Source organism: Microcoleus sp. FACHB-1515, from assembly GCF_014696105.1.
In the GTDB taxonomy this organism is placed as follows: Bacteria; Cyanobacteriota; Cyanobacteriia; order Elainellales; family Elainellaceae; genus JAAUTJ01.
Map to the genome: position 1 here is coordinate 16,638 of NZ_JACJPO010000015.1, position 17,057 is coordinate 33,694.

The following is a 17,057-nucleotide window of genomic DNA, read 5'->3' on the forward strand; positions in this document are numbered from 1 at the left end:
ATGCGAGTCAGAAGATTTGCGAGAAATTCCGACTTTGGGTGGTTGCAAAATGGCTGTAGTCATCCTTTACAGCGAGTATTCTGCAAAATCCGGCTGTCCGTAGACTAATGTACGATCGATTACTGAGAAAATTTGGTTGTGCGATCGCTCAGACAGCAAGCAGCGACACGCTAAATCGGCTACATCTGCGCGATGAATGCTGCCCGCCACAGTAGGATCAAGCGTCAGAACGCCATTTCCGGTTGCAGGTTCGGATTTTAGCCCGCCCGGACGCAGAATCGTGTAGGTCAAGCCGCTGGCGACCAAGTGCTGCTCGGCCTGTGCTTTTTCGGCCAACACTGCCCCCAGCGTTTGCAGCGCTTGTGGCGGCAGCGCAACGGCACTGTTGCCACTGCCAATCGACGACACCAAGATGAATCGCTGAATGCCCGCCTTCACAGCGGCATCAATCAGATTTTTGTTGCCCAGATAGTCCGATCGCAAGCCGTCTTTGGACAAACCGCCGATCGTGCTGATGACCGCATCAAACGGCTCGCTTGCCAAGGCTGCCTCGACCTGATCGGACAATAGCGCATCGCCCATCACTAAATTGACGCCGATCGATCGCAGCTCATCCGCCGCAAATTCACTACGCAGCAAAGCTGTAACCGCAAGGGAATGGCGCACCAGTCGATCGGTGAGTTCTCGCCCAACGCCGCGACTTGCACCTGCCAAAAAAATTCGAGAAGCCATTTTCGATCGCTCACGGACACGACATCAGCGGCTCAAATGAGTTGACACACTGGCCGCCCCACCGATTTTACTGCAATGTATTTGGCAGCAACGGCAATCCGCTCAATCAGTTTCGGTGGAAAAACGCTAGCCCAAATCGGCTACAGCCGCTACGGTAAAAAGAATACATGTCAGTTTTTGACGAGTGGCGCAGACTGATAATGCATGTATGTGACGCATTCATGCGAATGTAAAATCCTTTTCATCCGTTTTAAGAAACGACAAGTGCCTGTTGATCGCTGCGATCGCGCCACCCTATCATCCGCAATGAACGAGCCAAGCTGCTCTCATCCGACTGCTTCGATTGCCACCGTGCCACCGCTCGTTTTGCTGCAAAAAATTATCACTGCCACAAGCAAGCAAATTGGCGATCGTCGATTTGACGAGCTTGTGGTGCAGCTTCAGCAAAACTGGAGCGGTGTGGCGATCGTGGCCGAATGTGAATCAGGAACCTGGCAAGTTCTGAGTGCTGCGCCGACTGGGGTAAGCATTGATGCCTTGCTCACCGCCATACAGGACGGGCAATCGCTGCAAGAAGGCGCTCAAGTGTTTGCAGCCGATAGCAGTGGTGCAGTGGTTGGTGCGATCGCAGTGGCAACGGATGTTCTCGATCGCGCCAGCATGCAGGCCGTGCTGGAAATTCTAGCGCCGCTGGTCGGGGCAGAAATCGAGCGGCGACGGCTTCAAGCTGCCGCCCAAGCCAGCCAGCAGCAGGCCGAACGGTTCCAGTGCATTCTCGATCATCTGCCACAGCAGATTTTTTGGAAGGATACTCAGTTCGTTTATCAAGGTGGCAATCAAGCTTGGGCAGCAGCGATCGGACTCAACAGCATCAGCGAGGCGATCGGCAAAACTGATTTGCAGCTAAATTGGCCGAGCGAGCTTGCCACGCTGTTTCAGCAGCAAGACCAGCAGGTCATCACATCGGGACAGCCGCTAGAGCTAATCGAAACGCCAGCCTATCCGATCAGTCAGCCCGCCTGGATCAGCGTTCACAAATCGATGCTCACTGATGCAGCAGGCAATGCAATCGGCGTGGTTGGCTGGATGGAAGACATCTCTGCCTTTCTGCAAACCGAAGCGCAACTGCGGCTGCAACTTGAGCGCGATCGCCTGCTGAAAACGAGCCTGTTGCACATCCATCGATCGCTGCAACTCGAAGATGCGCTCAACAACGCCGTCACTGCCGTTCAGCAGTTTCTTCAGGCCGATCGCGTCTTGGTGTACCAAATTCACCCTGACCAGTCTGGAACGCTGGTCGCAGCGGCCACTGCACCCGAATGGACGATCGAGCAAGCAGGCGATCGCCATCAGCACTGGTTTGGCGTGGCCGATTGCGCGACGGGGAATGAAACCATTTCGCTCACCGCTCAGTATGAGCAAGGCCACCTGTGCATTGTTCACGATGTCCAGCAGCACGGCTTTTCGCCAGAGATGATGCGGTTTTTGCGGCAGATTTCCGTACAGGCAAAGCTGGTTGTGCCGCTGTTGAGCGGCGGTTTGTGGGGCTTGCTCGTGGTGCAGCAGTGTCACGCGCCGCGCCAGTGGCAGCCGTTTGAAATCGATTTGCTTCAGCAGCTTGCCACTCAAGTTGCCATTGCCATTCAGCAAGCCCAGCTCTTTCAGCAGGTGCAGCAGCAGGCGCAGCGCGAACAACTGCTCAACTCGATCAATCGATCGATTAGCGCCAGCCTCAATCCACAGCACATCATTGACGAAATTGTGAAGCGGACGGGCGAATGCTTTGCGGTCGATCGCGTTGTGATTTACACGCTAGGCGATCGAATTCAGGCAAGTACCGAATGGCGCAGCAGCAAAGCGATTGCCTCAGTTCTGGGAACGATTTGGGAACGGGAAGACTGGCCGGATTTATCCAACCCCAATTCCAACTTTTGCAATCGGCGGGCGCTGCATGTGCCACGCTATGAAGATAAGCCGATGTCGCGACGCACTCAGCAACGCTGGTCAGAAACACAAATCAAATCGTTTGTGAGTGCGCCGATCGTCATTCATGGAGCGCTCTATGGCAGCTTGACGATTCACACTACCAGGCAATATCGCAGCTTCACAGCCGAAGAAATTCACCTGCTCGAAGCGATTGCTGCTCAAACGGCGATCGCGCTGTGCAATGCCCAAAGCTACGAATATCTTGAACAGTTGGTGCAGACGCGCACCCAAGAACTTGCGATCGAAAAGCAGTTGTCAGAAACGGCCAACCGCGCCAAAAGTGAATTTTTGGCCGTCATGAGCCACGAACTTCGCACGCCGCTCAATGCAATTCTTGGCCTGTCTGACCTGCTAAGGCAAGGCGTTCACGGCGCACTCAACGCCAAACAGCGCGAATACATGCAGTGCATCTACAGCAGTGGCGAGCATCTGCTGGCGCTGATTAGCGACATTCTCGATCTCTCGAAAGTGGAAGCGGGTCGAGAAGAACTGGATCTGAAGCCGATTGTTGTGGCGGATTTATGCACCTATTGTTTGTCAGTCGTGCAGGAACGCGCTGATGCAGCCGGATTAATTTTGCGACAGGCGATCGATCCCACTGTCGATCTGTGCATTGCGGACGAACGCCGCCTGCGGCAAATGATTCTGAATTTGCTTTCAAATGCCGTCAAGTTTACGCCTGCTGGAACCGTCACGCTCAGCGTCATCAAGCAGCCGCAAAGCGTTCACTTCACCGTCACCGATACCGGAATTGGCATCGCGCCTGACCAGCTACCCACGCTGTTTCGCTTGTTTCATCAGCTTGACAGCCGCCTCAATCGCCACTACGAAGGAACAGGATTGGGACTTGCTTTGACCCAGCGGCTCGCTCAGCTTCACGGCGGTGAAGTCACCGTTGAATCGACTCTCGGTGAAGGCAGTCGCTTTACGATCGTCCTGCCCGATCGCCCCGTCACTGAAGCGCATTTTCGCGCCGAACTTGACCAGTTTTGTCCGGCAGTTCCGCCGCTGTCCCGCGATCGCGCAGCGCTCCCGGAACGGTATCGCGAAGCGCAGAGGGAACGGTATCAGAGGGAACAGTATCGCCGCCGAATTTTGCTGGTTCAAACAGATACACAGCAGGCACAAACGATTTGCGATTATCTCAGCGGACTGAGCTACGACGTGATGCATCAAGCGGAACTGGCCGACCTGATCGCCGATTTGCACCAGCAGCAGCCGGATTTGTTGCTGCTCGCACTGCCTGAGCACGACGAATCGCATTTCACGCTGCTCAAACGCCTGCGCGAGCAGCCTGATTTGGTGCAGCTTCCCGTGATCGTGCTCACCGATTTGACGGTGCGGGGCGATCGCTACCTGAATGCAGGTGCAACGGCGACGCTTTGCCAGCCGATCGGTCTGATGCAGCTTGAATCAACGCTGTTGCGCTACCTGTAGCGGCTACCAAGGTAAGCGGCTGCCGTCCCAAGAGAAAAATTCGCCGCTGTCTGCTTCGGTGAGCTTTGAGAGAATGGTGAGAAGCTGTTCGACGGTGCGATCGACACTGAACAATTTCTCTGGCGGCACATTGCGCTGAAACGGGCGCGATAGCTCAGTGTCGGTTGTGCCTGGATGCAGCACGACCACGATCGCCTGCGGATTTTTGCGGCGATATTCGATCGAGGCCGTTTTCATCAGCATATTTAGCGCAGTTTTGGAAGCGCGATAGCCATACCAGCCGCCAAGCTGATTGTCGCCAATGCTGCCGACTTTAGCAGAAATCGTCGCGAAGACGCAGCGATTGCGATGACTCAGTAACGGCAACAAATGCTTCGCCAGCAAAATTGCGCCAACGCTGTTGATTTGAAAATAGCGCAGCAGGCGATCGCCATCGATCTGCCGCAAACTTTTTTCAGGCGAGAGCGTGGCATCGTGCAAAACGCCAACGCAGTTGATGACGCAATCGAGGCGATCGACCTGAGCTTGAATTTGCTGAACTGCTGCGGAAATTTGCGCTTCTTCCGTGACATCGACTTGAAGACAAACGATGCGATCGGAGTGCTGATCTTGCAGGGCAAATAGTTCGGTTGCTCTGGCGCGATCGCGATAGGTGGCAAACAGTTTGGTGATGCTTTCATCTAGCAGTAACTTTCGGACAAAACCAAGTCCAATTCCTTGCGTTGCGCCGACAATCAATCCGTTCATTTCCACCCAAAATAAACGCCGCGATCGCTTCTTCTAGCTTCGCGGCGAGAACATCAAACCACTGAAAAATTAGCTGGCGAGATACTCGCGAATATCTGCCCGACGCTTACGCAACTTCGTCAGCGCTTCGCGCTCGATTTGGCGGACACGCTCACGGCTAATGTTGAGGCGATCGCCAATCTTGGCGAGCGTTAGCGCCTGTCCATCTTCCAACCCAAACCGCAGGGACAGCACTTGACGCTGCTGCGGCGTCAAATCGGCCATCAGTTGCTCTAGTTCGCTGCGGAGCGACGACTGCGTGGCAAAATCTTCGGGCGAGGGGCCAGTGTCTTCCAGCAGTTCGCCCAGTTCGGTGTCCTGGTTGTCGCCCACGCGCAGATCGAGCGAAAGCGGCAGGCGGGCGCGTTCAAGATACTCGCGCACCTGCTTCGAGGTCAGGTCAAGCTCTTTCGCCAGTTCAGCGGCAGTGGCCGCGCGGCCAAGCTGCTGAGCGAGTTGACGCTGCGCTTTCTTGATTTTGTTGAGCTTTTCGGTGATGTGGATGGGAAGGCGGATGGTACGACCTTTTTCGGCGATCGCTCGCGTGATCGCCTGCCGAATCCACCAGTAGGCATAGGTGCTGAACCGATAGCCTTTTGTGGGGTCAAACTTCTCAACGCCGCGCTGCATTCCGATCGTGCCCTCCTGAATCAGGTCAAGCAGATCGACGTTGCGCTTGATATATTTCTTGGCGACCGAGACGACAAGCCGCAAATTTGCCTCGACCATGCGGCGTTTGGCGTTTTCGCCTTCTGCGATCGCCTGCTTGAGGTCAGCGATCGAAACATTTGCCTGTGCTGCCCACTCTTCCAGGCTTGGATCGCGTCCGTTGGCATCGGCAAATTCATCTTTGGCATCATTCAGCAGGCCAAGACGCTGTACCTGCTTACCGAAGAGGATTTCCTGCTCGTGCGTCAGCAGCGGCACACGACCGATCTCACGCAGGTAAGCCCTTACCAAGTCTGTTGAGGTTTGAGCGGTTTTCATTGTGGCTATCTCGACGGTGGAAGTTGGCAGAAGGGGAAGCGAAAAATGCGGATAGGTCGATCAAGCTACCACATCTAGCGAGAGCGGCAGCAGTTGCAAGAGTAAACGCGATTTTGAGCAGCGAAGACAGGAGAATGGCTTGAGGCGGAGCTGTTTGGCGAACAGCAGCTTATAGACAGCGGCTCGATCGATGCGGTACAGCCTTCCCGTGAATGTCACTCAAAAACTCAGCGGTGAGGTGCACCAGTTCCGTTACATTAACTCCTGAATCGAACTTTGAGTGTAAATAACTGTAACATTTATGAGCGGAAGCGCAACAGCCCTGTAAGGGCAATTTTGATTTTGGTTGAGCCGCTAGAGTATTACCAGAATACCCAGAAAGCCGCAGCCTGATTGCATCTTGGCAAACAAAATCTCTAACAGTTTCCATAGAGAAATCCGTCTTTTGGCAGACCAACGATTGAGCTTATTAGCGTTAATAGGTAGTTTTACCTGAATCAACCTTGAATCGACGTGCTGCGACTGACCGAAAACAGTGTTAAGAATCACCATCTCTTCCGGCTGTAGCAGCGACAATGAGTCAAATTGCAGCCCTCTACGAGCACCGCATGAAGCCGATCCGCACTTTCAACGTTTCTCCCGCACTGCCGCCACAGCTAGAGCCGTTACGCAAACTGGCCTACAATCTGCACTGGGACTGGAATTTCGAGACGACCGATTTGTTTCGCCGACTCGATCGCGACCTGTGGGAATCGAGTCGCTACAATCCCGTGTTGATGCTCGGCACGATTAGCCAAGCCCGCTTGCAGGAAGCCGCCGAAGACGAAGGTTTTCTCGCCCAGATGGATCGCGCCGTGCGGCAGCTTGACTCGTACCTGCAAGAGCGCACCTGGTATCGCAAAAATCGCAAGCACGACATTTCGCCTGCTGAATCGCACAGTGCGATCGTCGCTCAGCCGTCGCAAGAATGCTACGCCTACTTCTCGGCAGAATTTGGCCTCACAACCGCCTTGCCGATCTATTCGGGCGGTTTGGGCGTTTTGGCAGGCGATCACCTCAAATCCGCTTCCGATCTCGGTTTGCCGCTGGTCGGCGTTGGCCTGCTTTACCAAGAAGGCTATTTCTCGCAACTGCTCAACGCAGACGGTTGGCAGCAAGAATTCTATCCGCTCAACGACTTCTACAACATGCCGCTGTATCTAGAGCGCCAGCCAGACGGGTCGGAGTTGCGGATTGCAGTGGATTATCCGGGGCGGACGGTATACGCTCGCGTTTGGCGCGTGCAGGTGGGCACTGTGCCGCTGTATATGCTGGATACGAACCTGCCGGAGAATAGCGCATACGACCAAGACATTACCGATCGCCTCTACGGAGGTGACATCGACCTCCGTATCCACCAGGAAATCATGCTGGGCGTCGGTGGAGTGCGAATGCTGTACGCGCTTGGCTTGCGTCCGACCGCGTTTCACATGAACGAAGGGCACTCGGCCTTTCTTGCCCTAGAGCGAATTCGGATGATGATGCAGCAGGACGGACTCGATTTCGCCAGCGCTCAACAGGTCGCCAATTCCAGCCAGCTTTTCACCACGCACACGCCCGTTCCGGCTGGAATCGACTTGTTTCCGCCAGAGAAAATCACCTACTATCTGGGTCACTACGCGCAGGCGTTCGGCTTGTCAAAAGAAGAATTTCTCTCGCTGGGGCGCGAAGAGTCCGGCGACTTGCAGGCTCCGTTTAGCATGGCGATTTTGGCGATCAAAATGGCGAGCTTTGTTAACGGCGTCAGCCAGCTTCACGGCAAAGTGTCGCAGGAAATGTTTCGATCGCTCTGGCCGAACTTTCCGCAGCCCGAAGTGCCAATTACGGCAATCACAAACGGCGTTCACGCTCGAAGCTGCGTCGCCAAATCGAATCAGGAACTTTACGATCGCTACCTCGGCCCCAGTTGGTCACAAGCTCCTGCCGATCGTCCCTTGTGGGATCGCGTCGATGCGATTCCGGATGAAGAACTCTGGCGCAATCACGAACGCTGTCGATCAGAACTGGTCGTCTTCATCCGCGACTGGCTAGGAAAACAACTCCGCAAGCGCGGCGCTTCCAGCGGCGAACTCGATCGCGCCAAAGAAGTTCTCGATCCGACGATTTTGACGATCGGCTTTGCTCGCCGCTTTGCCACCTACAAGCGAGCCACGCTGTTTTTGCGCGACCTCGATCGGATCAAGCGAATTTTGGCGGGCGATCAGCGTCAGGTGCAGTTTGTAATCGCTGGAAAAGCCCATCCCAAAGACATTCCTGGCAAAGAACTGATCCGCGAAATTATCCACTTCACCCGCGAAGAAGGCTTGAGCGGTCGCGTCGTTTTTGTGCCTAACTACGACATCCACATCTCGCGCATGATGGTGGCAGGTTGCGACGTGTGGCTGAATACGCCACGCCGTCCGCGCGAAGCATCAGGAACCAGCGGCATGAAAGCGGCCATGAACGGACTGCCCAACCTGAGCGTTTTGGATGGCTGGTGGGACGAAGCCGACTATGTGAAAACCGGATGGGCGATCGGTCACGGCGAAGACTACGACGATCCGGAATACCAAGACGATGTAGAAGCCAACGCGCTCTACAACCTGCTAGAGCAAGAAGTTGTGCCGCTGTTTTACGATCGCGACGCAGACGGCCTACCGCGAGGCTGGATCGCAAAGATGAAAGACGCCATCCGCCTCAACTGTCCCCAATTCAACACGGCTCGGATGGTCAGCGACTATGCCCGACGCGGTTATTTTCCAGCCAGCGATCGCTACTACACGCTCACCTCAGACAATTATGCTCCGGCCAAAGAGCTTGCCCAGTGGGAAACCAACCTGTTTGATCACTGGTACGACATGAAAATTGAGCAGGTAGACGTGTCGGAAACCGGAGCAATTCGCGTCGGCCAAACGATCGCCGTCAAAGCTCGCATCAACCTGGGTGCACTTCAGCCCGAAGACGTGCAGGTTGAACTCTATCAGGGCACGATCGATGCAGAAGGCGAAATTGCCAACGGCGTTCCGCTGGTGATGGACTATCAAGGCCAAGATGCACAAGGAGCCAGCCTGTATACCGCCAACTTGACCTACACCAGCAGCGGCCTTCAGGGACTTTCGCTGCGCGTTCTGCCGAGCCACAAAAATCTCAGCAGTCCGTATGAGCCGAGGTTGACGCTTTGGGCAAGTTGAAGAACATCGGCTAAACGCTTGCCGCCATCGGCTTTAGCGCGTGCGACGATCGCGGCGCAGTTGGCGGACGGCAAAAAATCCTGCTGCTAAAAACACAGCGTCCATGAATAGGACGAGCGCGGCTTGCTGCTGAAAGGCCGAGGGATTGGTGCAGACCTGCGACGGCTGCGAACACAAAATTCCATTTAAAATCAGCCAAGGCAGCGAGCCGAAGATCCACACGACCGCGCTCACCAAGATTGCCACATGCAGCTTCACCATTCGATCGCCTTTTTTTCCATTTGCAGGTCAGACTAGCAGAGTGTTTGGCAAAAAGAAAAGACCTGCGTCTTATCGATCGGCTAGGTTTAAGCCAAGCAAGAAAGGCGCACAGCCTTTCGTTCAATAACGAAAACTGTGCGCCTTCCCAAAAAGAGGCTGACTAAATTGTCTGAGATGACTGCGACTAGCGAGCAGCGTAGCCAATCAGGTGCAGGACATCACGAAGGACGCTGTATCCCGCCAAATCCCACAGCAGATAGGCTGTGAAGCCAATCATGGCGAGGCGGCCATTCCACAGTTCTGCTTGGGGAGTCCAGCCAAACAAAAAGGCGTTGCGATCGACCCCATTATATTCGCTGGCAACCGCAGGAAGATCAGTGCTAGAACGTTTTTCTTGTGTTTGCATGTTAAAGTTCCGAACTCGTTATACTCTCCAGTTTGTTACGAAAGATTACTGCCATCCCCTGTCGCTGGTTCTAACTCCAACTCATCCTCAAGAATGAGAGCGCATTTTTTGAAAAGGTATGATTCAGCACAGGGCTGTCCTAGCAGCAGAGTTCAGCTTTTGGACAAGTTAAAGCAGAAGTATCAACGCTTGCTAATCCTGCACCATCAGCTTAACGTTGGCATTTTGCAGGCCAGGACGCTTGACGGTTGAAAGCGTTTGATTGATGGCGTATTTTTGGTTAATTGCACCCAGCAATTGTTCGAGATTGTGATGCTTAGCAACACCCCAAAGATCAGCCACGATCGCAAACGAACCATCCGCACTGCGCGACCAGCCCAAATCGCAATCGCCATCTAGCACCAGCACAATGTCTGCCGGAACCGATTCATCACAGAGACCGCGCACGTTGGCATCAGTTTTAAAAGTCATACCCAAATCGCGTAAAGCCGCTTTGAGCATTTCAGCATCCGTAAGTTTGCTGCGTAGCGTGCTGAAGTGAGACATTTTTGAGTTCTCCCAAATGAAGTATGAAAAACAAGAAATCAGCATTACTAGAGTTGATCGAACGATTCGATCGCTGTACTGCCAATCTTTTCTCTTGCGGCGAATTCATCAAACAGCAGAGTGTTACTCCGCTGCTTTTTCCGATTTTGCCACAATCGATCGCAGCGCAAGACCCAGAAGGTGAACAAATTTCAGCTTCTGAACAGCACTGTTGACTATCGATTTTAAGCAAATCTCGGTCAAACCGTTTCAAGCCTAAGCAGGATTTTGGCGCTTTCTACATTCGCCTTAAGAAGGAAATAAGTAGTTCTGCAAGCTGAATATTTGTATTTTTTGATACAAATATCAGTATTCAAGTGCTAGACTATCCATTTATTTGATCCCAGTCAACTCCCTTGATTAAAAATTAGTAGCATCCGCAAAGGGCGCTACTGGGTCTGTAGGTTCTATGCTGAATCGTGTCTACCGACTGAGTTTGTGCAAAGTGAAACGTACATTGCTGACAAGTGCTTTGCCATCCAGAGCGATCGCCCTTGCCCAAACCAGCAACAAAAGCGAGGCTAACCTGGTATTTTTATTGGCAGCTATATGAAAGCAATGGTTGAAATTTTGCTGAGGAGCAAGCTATGAAGGCTCAAAGGACAATAGAAAATCAACAAAAAATCTTGGTGGTTGACGATCATGAAGCTGTACTTAATGGAACCGTGAGTGCTCTCAAACAGCAACATCCTGAAGCAGAAATTATTACAGCTCAAACGGCTCAAATCGCTCAGCAGCAGGTGGAGAATATTGAGTTTTCGATCGTGATCACTGACTTATCAATACCCGAAAAGAATGGAGAACCCGCCCGGACAGAAACCGGAATTCAACTACTCAGAAATTTGATGCAGAAGTATCCTACCCTGAATATTGTGGTGCAAAGTGCTCATGCGAAAGCGCTTGTTCGCCTCAAGCCAATGATTAACGCTCATCAGGGTGGATTTACGATCGCAGACAAAAGCCTGCCGCTGAAAGAAATGCTGACAAAAGTTGATTGGGCACTGCAAGGATTAGTCTATACGCCGCGAGAAATGCGAACCCGATTAGAGCTGAAACCCGAATGGCTTGAAGTGTTGAAGCTCGCATTTGAAGTAGGACTACAAGACAAAGCGATCGCCGAACAAATTAATGTTTCTGAGCGAACCGTGCGCCACTATTGGACACAAGTTCAAGACGCACTCAGCGTTTATCCTGAAGCTGGAAAAAATATCCGAATTCAAACTGAAATGCGGGCACGAGAGGAAGGATTAATCGATTAGGAAAGCGATCGATGCGCCAGACTTTTCAAGATCGATTCAAGCAAGAACTGAAAATTTGGCGCATTGGAGCGCTGCCTGGTTTGCTGGTAATTGCGCTGGTGATCGCGGCTCGATTCACCGGAAACTTGCAAAACGCTGAGTGGTTTGCGTTCGATCTTCTGCTGCGATCGCGTCCATCAGAACCCACCGACGATCGCATTTTAATTGTCGGTATCGACGAAGTTGATATTCGTCAGATGAAAACCTATCCGATTCCCGATCGTGAGATTGCTAAATTAATTCAAACCCTTCAGCAGCATCAACCCGCTGTAATTGGACTCGATATTTTTCGCGATTTTGCGGTTGAGCCAGGACATTTGCAGTTGGAGAATCTGTTGCGATCGAATCCAAACATCATTGGAGTTGAAAGAGTGCTAGAAAGCGAAACGGCGATCGCTCCGCCCGAAGCTTTGCCGCCCGAACAAGTTGGTTTTGCCGATGCTGTGTTGGATCAAGACGGATTTCTTAGACGCAGCTTGCTTGGCATTCCCATCTCAGCCGAAGAATTCAAAGTTTCCTTGACAATTCGATTAGCAGAACGATATCTAGCGAAGCAAAATATTACTTTAGAAAATGGCATTCAAGATCCGCTGGCAATGCGCTTTGGCGATGCAGAACTGACGCGATTTCAAGCAAATGCTGGCGGTTATGTTTCAGCAGATGCAGGTGGAATTCAAACGTTAATCAACTTCCGTAGTGGCGATCGACCCTTCCATTTCGTTCCGCTAAGAGATGTCACCTCTGGTCAAGTACCGGATGATTGGATTCGCGATCGCATTGTCTTAATTGGCATTACAGCAGTTAGTTTTAAAGATGTGGTGAATACAGCAGCGGTACGTGGAAACAATCCTGGACTAGTCAATGGTGTTGAGGTTCAAGCTCATGCTATTAGTCAAATTATTAGCGCTGCTTTGGATAATAGACCTTTGCTGAAAGTTTGGCCGGATTCGTGGGAATACGTGTGGATTGTCGGGTGGGGTTTGTTTGGAATTTCACTAGGTCGCGTGATTCGATCGCCTCTCAAACTAGTAGCAGGACTAGCGATCGCTTGCTGCGTTCTAGTTAGTATTTGCTACGGATTATTAATGGCAGGTTGGTGGTTACCGCTCGTTCCAGCCTTTCTTGTTTTGTTTCTAAATGGTGCAGGAATAACGGCAGCACTATTTTATCGGCATGAGCAAAATCTTCGTGCTAGGCTGCGCGATCGCCAACTGATTATCGATCAAACCTTTGATGCGATTCACAATGGCCCTCTACAAACATTAGCAAAACTATTGAGGCAGTCTGAAATGCAGTCGAGCAACTCCCTACAAACTGACTTAAAAGTGTTGAATCGCGAATTAAGAGAAGTATACGACTCTATGCGGCGAGAAGCATTAGTTCAAGGCGATCGCTTCCACCTGAGCAGTAATCAAGAACTCGATCTAAACCTGCCGCTACACGAAGTTCTGTTTGAAGTTTACGAATATACTTTAGAGCGCGATCTACCTTATTTTCAACAAATTAAGCTTAATATTACAACCTTTGAACCACTCGACGATCGCGCTTTAACGGTTGAACAGAAGCGAGGCATTTGCCGTTTTTTAGAAGAAGCTTTGTGTAATGTTGGGAAACATGCGAAAGACGTGACGCGACTTGATGTAATTTGCAAATTAGAAAGTGACAAAAACTTGATTCGCATTGTAGATAATGGGATGGGCGATCGCGATTATTTCAATCTTGATCATGTTGGGCGAGGGACACAGCAGGCAAAAGAATTGGCACGAGAATTAGGAGGACAGTTTCAGCGATCGTCTCGTCCGCCACAGGGAACGATTTGTGAACTGGCCTGGCCTCCAGGAAAGCCCTGGCATCGCTGGTTTAGGTTGAATTAATTCTGCTATTTTACTTACATAAAATTGCGATCAATTGATCCTGCTTTGGCGATTTAACTTGCGTAAAGCGCTTCGCAGTTTGTCAACTCAGCTTCTAATCTAGAAGAGATAGCATAAGTTAATCTTTAACGAGGTAACTGTGAGCAACATCGCCAAACTTAGCGTCCAGGGGTTTATGGGTAGCTGCCTTGCGTCTCGATCGTATCTCCAGTTTGGGCAGGCTACAATCCACCGAGCCAACCTTCTGCGCCCAGCGGCAACATCACAACCACAGGCAGAAGAGGCGGCTGTTTATCAGCAGAAACAGCGAGCTTGACGGCGATCGCTCCGCTCAGCCATGTTGGGCAAACGATCGCTCCTCATCCGACGTTTATGTGGTTTGTTCCAGATGAACAACCGTTTTCCATCGAATTCTATCTTTATCAGCAGCAAGTATCTGGTGAACAGCTTATTTATCAGGTCAATCGATCGAGTACACCGGGAATGATGTCGCTGACACTGCCTACAGCAGAACCAGCTTTACAAGTCGGACAGCGCTATCGCTGGCAGGTGGTTTTATTGTGTAATCCAAATTCACCTTCCAGTGCACTTGTTGCCGATGCAGAAGTTGAAATTGCTCGTCCTTCGGCTGAATTAGAAACAGCATTTGCTAGCACGATCAATCCTGCTGCTCGCGCCAATTTACTTGCAGAATTTGGGCTGTGGTATGACGCGATCGCTGTGGCAGATCCGGAAGAACAAATCAATTTACTCACCAATTTATCTGCAATTGAAGCAGCAAATGGAAGCAGCAATCATAGCCAGGCAATCGATCGAATTATAGCCAGTTTCCAATCAAGATAAAGGGTGCCCAGTATGCCGGATTCGCGGTTTGCCTGTTTTCCAGCAGCGAAATTTGGGCTGCTCGAAGCGCATCGGCTCGGCTCATATTTGGATTTTGTAAGTTGGCGTAAAATTCAGTGGCAAGCTGTGCAGTTGCGGCATCATCAATGAACCAAAGTGATGCTAAAGCACTTCTTACACCCGCTTGAATTGCGACACCTGCAAGTCCTAAAGCAGCGCGATCGTCTCCGACTGCGGTTTGACAAGCCGTGAGCGACAATAGCTCGATCGAATCAGTCGTTGCGGTTTGTCGCAAAATCCGATCGAGGTCAGTAATTGTCAGCTTTTGGCGATCGCCCGTAATTAGAAATGTATCGTCGGGAACAGTGCTGAACTGACCATGCGTTGCCATGTGAATAATTGGGTAGGACGCTTGAGAAAGCGCCTGCTGTAATCGTGTGGAAGTAAAGTTTTGATCAAGCAGCGGTGTGCTGTTTAATTCAGCTTCGATCGCCGCCACTTCACGATTGACATTGCTTAAAGCTGGAAAGGTTTGTCCATCAATTTCAGCCGCTTGTGTTAAGCCTAAAACTAAAACGCGAAGCCTGCTGCGATCGAGCGGTTGCGCTTCTGTTAGAGTCAAGCTTGGTGTAGTAGCGATCGCGTATTTTTGAATCAAATACTGTTCGCCATCGTAGAGGGCGGCCATTGGAACGCTGCGAAGAATGCCGTCTTGCACAAAGACGAGTGTTTTGACTTGGAACTGTTCCAAAACTTCAGCAAATGGCGCAATCAGCCAGCCGTACATTTTTTCGGCTTGCTGAGGATCAAATCGACGATAAAAGCGCTCTAGCTGCTGACGATAGTCGTTGACTTCAGCCGTCAGCCGATCGCGATCGATATCAATCCAATGAATTTGCTGTTCACCGTTTGGCAAGCTGAGAATCACTGCCGTGCGATCGGCCAAAACCACCGAGCTAAAAATTGCTGTTGCGGCATTCGGAACGGCATCGATCGATCTTGGCGCGGCAACAATTACGCAGTCATCGCCAAAATAATTTTGCAGTTCGGCCAGCCTCAGCGCATCGAGATTTTGAAGGGCTGCGCTGATATTTTCGGGCGCTGCGGTGGACAGCCGCAGTTCAACAAGTTCGCGGTAAACCGGATCGACCGTATCGCGAAAGTCAAACTGCAAATCGCGATCGGCGCTCAATAGCTCGCTGCGAATCGTCTCCAGCGTCGTCACCGCTTTGTCATAGGCGGCGATCGCTGCTTCGATTTTGCCCTGCGCCGCGAGAATCCGTCCGGTCTGCCATTCCCACAGATACAAACTGTCTTGAGCGCGGAGGTCTTGCTCGGCAGCCCATCGCGCCTGCTGCGTCAAGGCGATCGCTTGCTCATAGTCACGCTGGCACTCATAAAAACGCCCCAACTCACCGAGCGCAAACGATTCCGATCGCGGATCATCAAGCTGTTGAGCAACCAGCACCGCCTGCTGCAACAGCGCCAAGGCTGTTGGACTGGCAGCGCAGGCGGCGGGTTCCAGCAGATGCACCAAATCGACCGCTAGATACACTTTGTCCGGCGAGTTGGGCAGCGTCGAGAGCAGATCGATCGCTTGTTGCCGTGCCGCTGCTGCCAAAGTTTCTGTGCGATAGTAGGCCGGAAGTGCAGCGACGATCGCTCGCAGTTGTGCCAAGCGATCGCCTTGCTGCTCAGCGATCGTCAGACTTTGCTGAAAGTAGCGGATGGCAGTAGCATCCTGTTCGCGTCCGGCCTGCTCTAGTTCATCCGCGTTGGATCGGCCAACTTGGGCAGCAGCGATCGCTCGACGGTAGCTGATCTGTGCCAATCCGAGTTGCGCGTTGCCCAAGCCGTTCAGGGCAGCCGCTTGATAAGCAAGCTGATTGATGTCCTGCGCGACCGCATGACTGGCGCTGAGCAGTTCGATCGCCCGCTGATAATCACCTCTGGTGCGGTAGGCTTCTCCCAAACTGCCCAGCGCGGCGGCTTCTCCCAGGCGATCGCTCGATGTCCGCGCAAGCTGCAATGCACTTTCAGGCAAACAGTCGGGCGGCGTTGCACCACACAGCAGCGCGATCGCCTGCCGCGACTGTCCCAAGCGGCGATGTGCTTGCGCCTGTTCGGTCAGCATTCGTCCCCACTGAGCGCGATCTCCCGCTTGCCGATAGTGCGCTGCCGCCTGCTGCCAATACTGAATTTCCTGATTGGTCTGACCGATTTGCTGATAGGCTCGCGCCAAATTTTCCAGCACGATCGCCGCATTTGCTTGTTCGCCGCTGGCCTGATACTGCGACAGTGCCGCTTGCCAAGATTCGATCGCGCTTTGCACCGCTCCAGCCTGATAGCGATCGACGCCTTGCTGCACCAGTCCGGCAGGATCGATCGCTTGGGCAGCGAGTGGCGTCGGGTCGATCGCCGTCAGCATCAAGCTGAGGATAAACAACAGCCCCAATCCAAAATGCTTTAACCGTCGGCTCCAGCGCTTCACGATCGGCTCGCTCCCAGCAGTTCTTCAACAGCTTATCAATTGACGGCTTAAGAGCGCATTCTAGAGTTGCTGCATTCTGCTGTCCGAGTGCTTGTAATTACTTTCGCAGCATTCTTAATCGTCCACATTGGCAGCAAAACTTCGTAAATCATCAAGATGCTT

Annotated in this window: 12 protein-coding genes; 5 read left to right on the forward strand and 7 right to left on the reverse strand. The window is 52.2% G+C overall.

Annotation, left to right across the window (positions count from 1 at the left end; translation table 11 throughout):
- Positions 1 to 66: 66 nt before the first annotated feature.
- Positions 67 to 732 carry an SDR family oxidoreductase gene (locus H6F67_RS03510; RefSeq protein WP_190763375.1) on the reverse strand — a complete coding sequence of 222 codons (666 nt, stop codon included), beginning with the start codon at positions 730 to 732 and terminating at the stop codon, positions 67 to 69.
- 306 nt (positions 733 to 1,038) lie between these two features.
- Here H6F67_RS03510 and H6F67_RS03515 point away from each other — a divergent pair, with 306 nt between their 5' ends.
- Positions 1,039 to 4,155, forward strand: coding sequence for a GAF domain-containing protein (locus H6F67_RS03515; protein ID WP_206753881.1), 3,117 nt, complete (start codon positions 1,039 to 1,041; stop codon positions 4,153 to 4,155).
- Positions 4,156 to 4,158: 3 nt separating this feature from the next.
- On the opposite strand, the gene H6F67_RS03520 is transcribed toward H6F67_RS03515, so the two are convergent.
- Together H6F67_RS03520 and H6F67_RS03525 are read right to left on the reverse strand one after the other, a co-directional pair.
- Entirely contained in the window at positions 4,159 to 4,902 is a 744-nt protein-coding gene (locus tag H6F67_RS03520; protein ID WP_190763379.1) for an SDR family NAD(P)-dependent oxidoreductase, read from the reverse strand.
- 69 nt (positions 4,903 to 4,971) lie between these two features.
- A complete protein-coding gene (locus H6F67_RS03525) occupies positions 4,972 to 5,928 on the reverse strand; it encodes an RNA polymerase sigma factor, RpoD/SigA family (RefSeq protein ID WP_190763381.1) in 957 nt (318 codons plus the stop codon).
- Positions 5,929 to 6,536: 608 nt separating this feature from the next.
- Here H6F67_RS03525 and glgP point away from each other — a divergent pair.
- A complete protein-coding gene (gene glgP / locus H6F67_RS03530; RefSeq protein ID WP_190763640.1) occupies positions 6,537 to 9,137 on the forward strand; it encodes an alpha-glucan family phosphorylase in 2,601 nt (866 codons plus the stop codon).
- A gap of 33 nt (positions 9,138 to 9,170) precedes the next feature.
- On the opposite strand, the gene H6F67_RS03535 is transcribed toward glgP, so the two are convergent.
- The 3 genes from H6F67_RS03535 to H6F67_RS03545 form a co-directional block, all read right to left on the reverse strand.
- Entirely contained in the window at positions 9,171 to 9,398 is a 228-nt protein-coding gene (locus tag H6F67_RS03535; RefSeq protein WP_190763383.1) for a hypothetical protein, read from the reverse strand.
- Between the two features lie 184 nt (positions 9,399 to 9,582).
- Positions 9,583 to 9,804, reverse strand: coding sequence for a chlorophyll a/b-binding protein (locus H6F67_RS03540; RefSeq protein ID WP_190763385.1), 222 nt, complete (start codon positions 9,802 to 9,804; stop codon positions 9,583 to 9,585).
- A gap of 192 nt (positions 9,805 to 9,996) precedes the next feature.
- Positions 9,997 to 10,350, reverse strand: coding sequence for a DUF1257 domain-containing protein (locus tag H6F67_RS03545; protein WP_190763387.1), 354 nt, complete (start codon positions 10,348 to 10,350; stop codon positions 9,997 to 9,999).
- A 626-nt stretch (positions 10,351 to 10,976) separates the two neighbouring features.
- Between H6F67_RS03545 and H6F67_RS03550 the strand changes: the two genes are divergently transcribed.
- The 3 genes from H6F67_RS03550 (at position 10,977) to H6F67_RS03560 (ending at position 14,404) form a co-directional block, all read left to right on the forward strand.
- Complete coding sequence (locus H6F67_RS03550; protein WP_190763389.1) at positions 10,977 to 11,648, forward strand: response regulator transcription factor; 672 nt, start codon at positions 10,977 to 10,979, stop codon at positions 11,646 to 11,648.
- An 11-nt stretch (positions 11,649 to 11,659) separates the two neighbouring features.
- Complete coding sequence (locus H6F67_RS03555; protein ID WP_190763391.1) at positions 11,660 to 13,561, forward strand: CHASE2 domain-containing protein; 1,902 nt, start codon at positions 11,660 to 11,662, stop codon at positions 13,559 to 13,561.
- A 261-nt stretch (positions 13,562 to 13,822) separates the two neighbouring features.
- Entirely contained in the window at positions 13,823 to 14,404 is a 582-nt protein-coding gene (locus H6F67_RS03560; RefSeq protein WP_313926757.1) for a DUF928 domain-containing protein, read from the forward strand.
- Here the strand turns inward: H6F67_RS03560 and H6F67_RS03565 are convergent.
- Positions 14,379 to 16,895: a CHAT domain-containing protein gene (locus tag H6F67_RS03565; RefSeq protein WP_190763393.1), complete on the reverse strand. Its 2,517-nt coding sequence runs from the start codon at positions 16,893 to 16,895 to the stop codon at positions 14,379 to 14,381. The genes H6F67_RS03560 and H6F67_RS03565 overlap by 26 nt on opposite strands.
- Positions 16,896 to 17,057: the final 162 nt, after the last annotated feature.

Coding starts and splice junctions, on each gene's coding strand:
- H6F67_RS03515 (WP_206753881.1), top strand. CDS start 1,039: ATGAACGAGCCAAGCTGCTCTCATCCGACTGCTTCGATTGCCACCGTG.
- glgP (WP_190763640.1), top strand. CDS start 6,537: ATGAAGCCGATCCGCACTTTCAACGTTTCTCCCGCACTGCCGCCACAG.
- H6F67_RS03525 (WP_190763381.1), bottom strand. CDS start 5,928: ATGAAAACCGCTCAAACCTCAACAGACTTGGTAAGGGCTTACCTGCGT.
- H6F67_RS03540 (WP_190763385.1), bottom strand. CDS start 9,804: ATGCAAACACAAGAAAAACGTTCTAGCACTGATCTTCCTGCGGTTGCC.
- H6F67_RS03535 (WP_190763383.1), bottom strand. CDS start 9,398: ATGGTGAAGCTGCATGTGGCAATCTTGGTGAGCGCGGTCGTGTGGATC.
- H6F67_RS03545 (WP_190763387.1), bottom strand. CDS start 10,350: ATGTCTCACTTCAGCACGCTACGCAGCAAACTTACGGATGCTGAAATG.
- H6F67_RS03555 (WP_190763391.1), top strand. CDS start 11,660: ATGCGCCAGACTTTTCAAGATCGATTCAAGCAAGAACTGAAAATTTGG.
- H6F67_RS03520 (WP_190763379.1), bottom strand. CDS start 4,902: ATGAACGGATTGATTGTCGGCGCAACGCAAGGAATTGGACTTGGTTTT.
- H6F67_RS03510 (WP_190763375.1), bottom strand. CDS start 732: ATGGCTTCTCGAATTTTTTTGGCAGGTGCAAGTCGCGGCGTTGGGCGA.
- H6F67_RS03550 (WP_190763389.1), top strand. CDS start 10,977: ATGAAGGCTCAAAGGACAATAGAAAATCAACAAAAAATCTTGGTGGTT.